Origin of the sequence: Streptomyces milbemycinicus, from assembly GCF_002154605.1 — a bacterium.
GTDB classification, from domain to species: Bacteria; Actinomycetota; Actinomycetes; order Streptomycetales; family Streptomycetaceae; genus Streptomyces; species Streptomyces milbemycinicus.
The window spans coordinates 1-1,886 of sequence record NZ_MUNE01001136.1 but is presented as its reverse complement, the minus strand read 5'-3'; the positions used below and the strand labels follow the sequence as shown (position 1 = coordinate 1,886).

Sequence of the window (1,886 nt, the reverse complement as noted above, 5' to 3'; positions counted from 1 at the left end):
CGCTGGACCCGCACCGCGGCGTGTTTCGGGGCGAGTTCACAGGCCGCCGCCAGCTCGGCGCGGGTCAGCTCGCCCGCGGCCTCCAGCCACCACAGCGACAGCACCTCCCGCTCGTCCCGCTCCAGCCAGCGGGTCGCCTCCACGACCTCCCGCCGCTGCCCGGACAGCCCGAGCCGCAACACCGTCACCTCCGCGAAGTCCGCACCGGGATCGGCCACCTCGACGGCCTCATCCAACTGCCCGGCCCGCGCCCCCGCGCGCTGACGCACCTGGTTCAGGGCTATCGCCACCAGCCAGGACCGGAAGCGCTCCGGGTCGGCCAGGCCCGCCAGCCCCGTCACCGCCCGCTCCATCGTCTCCTGCACCACGTCATCGACGTCGGCATGGCCGTCCAGGGCCCGGCCCACCACGTTGTAGACCAGCGGCAGGTACTCCTCCAGCAGCTCCGCCAGCGCTCGCTGGTCCCCGGCCCGCGCCGCCGCGACGACCGCGGCATCCGACTGCTCCTTGGTGCGCACGCGCCACCTCGCTCTCTCCCGATCAGGGCCCCATTACGGCCGACCACCCCGGTCATGTCGGGGCGCCCCCCACAGGAGACGGAGCCGCGCGGTCTGGATAACACAAATCCCGGCCCCTACATCCCCGGCCCCTACATCCCTCCGGGCCGACTACCTGCTCATCGGTGTTCCACCGGAGGACTCGACCTGGGGGAACCGCGGTGATCCGGGCGAGTGCGTTCAGTGGGCCGGTGGCAGCGGCTGCTCCGTCCAGATCACCTTGCCGTGCTCGGTGTAGCGGGTGCCCCAGCGCCGGGCGAGCTGGGCGACCAGGAACAGCCCGCGGCCGCCCTCGTCGGTGGTACGGGCCCGGCGCAGTCGCGGGGAGGTGCTGCTGCCGTCGGCCATCTCGCAGATGAGCGCACGCTCGCGCAGCAGCCGCAGTTGCAGCGGTTCGCGGCCGTACCGGATGGCGTTGGTGACCAGCTCGCTGACGATCAGCTCGGTGGTGAACGCCGGCTCCTCCAGGCCCCACTCGGTCAGCCGCGCGATGACCTCCTGGCGCGCCCGGGACACCTCGGCCGGGTCCGCGGGCAGGTCCCAGACGGCGACCTGGTCCTCGCCCAGGGCCCGGGTGCGGGCCACGAGCAGCACCACATCGTCCACGGGACGCTCCGGGAACAGCGACTCCAGGGCGGCGCAGGTCTGCTCCGGCGTACGGCCCGGGCGGGCCAGCGCGGCGCGCAGCCGCTCGAAGCCGACCTCCGGGTCGTGGCCGTCGCCGGTGAGCAGGCCGTCGGTGTAGAGCACCAGCAGACTGCCCTCGGGGACCTCGAGGTCGGCGGTCTCGAACGGCAGGCCGCCCACGCCGAGCGGCGGCCCCGGGGGCACGTCGGGGAACTCCACGGTGCCGTCGGGCAGCACCAGGGCGGGCGGCGGGTGCCCGGCCCGGGCGGCGGTGCAGCGTCGGTTCACCGGGTCGTAGACGGCGTACAGACAGCTGGAGCCGACGATGCCCGGCTCGCTCTCGCCCCCCGGCTCGGGCCCGGTCGGGTACGTATCCGTGTCGGCGTCCATGGCGTCCATGGCGTCCGTGTCCGTCGGGTCCGGGTCGAGACGGCAGACCAGATCGTCGAGTTGGCTGAGCACTTCGTCGACCGCCAGGTCCAGCGCCGAGAAGTTGTGGACGGCGGTGCGCAGCCGGCCCATGGTCGCCGTCGCATGCAGTCCGTGCCCGACCACGTCGCCGACCGCCAGGGCCACCCGGGCCCCGGACAGCGGGATCACATCGAACCAGTCGCCCCCGACCCCGTTCGTCGCGGGCCGATAGCGATGGGCGGCCTCCACGGCGTGCTGCGCGGGCAGCCCGCGGGGCAGCAGGCTGCGCTG

The 1,886-nt window shown here is 74.1% G+C and carries 2 protein-coding genes; both read right to left on the bottom strand.

Going from position 1 to position 1,886, the window contains the following annotated elements; translation table 11 throughout:
- On the bottom strand, nucleotides 1–518 hold a 518-nt coding region (locus CCN51_RS51600; protein WP_143676232.1), incomplete at its 3' end, for an RNA polymerase sigma factor.
- 219 nt (nucleotides 519–737) lie between these two features.
- Nucleotides 738–1,886: ATP-binding SpoIIE family protein phosphatase (locus tag CCN51_RS51595; protein WP_158104799.1), on the bottom strand; the 1,149-nt coding region annotated here is incomplete at its 5' end.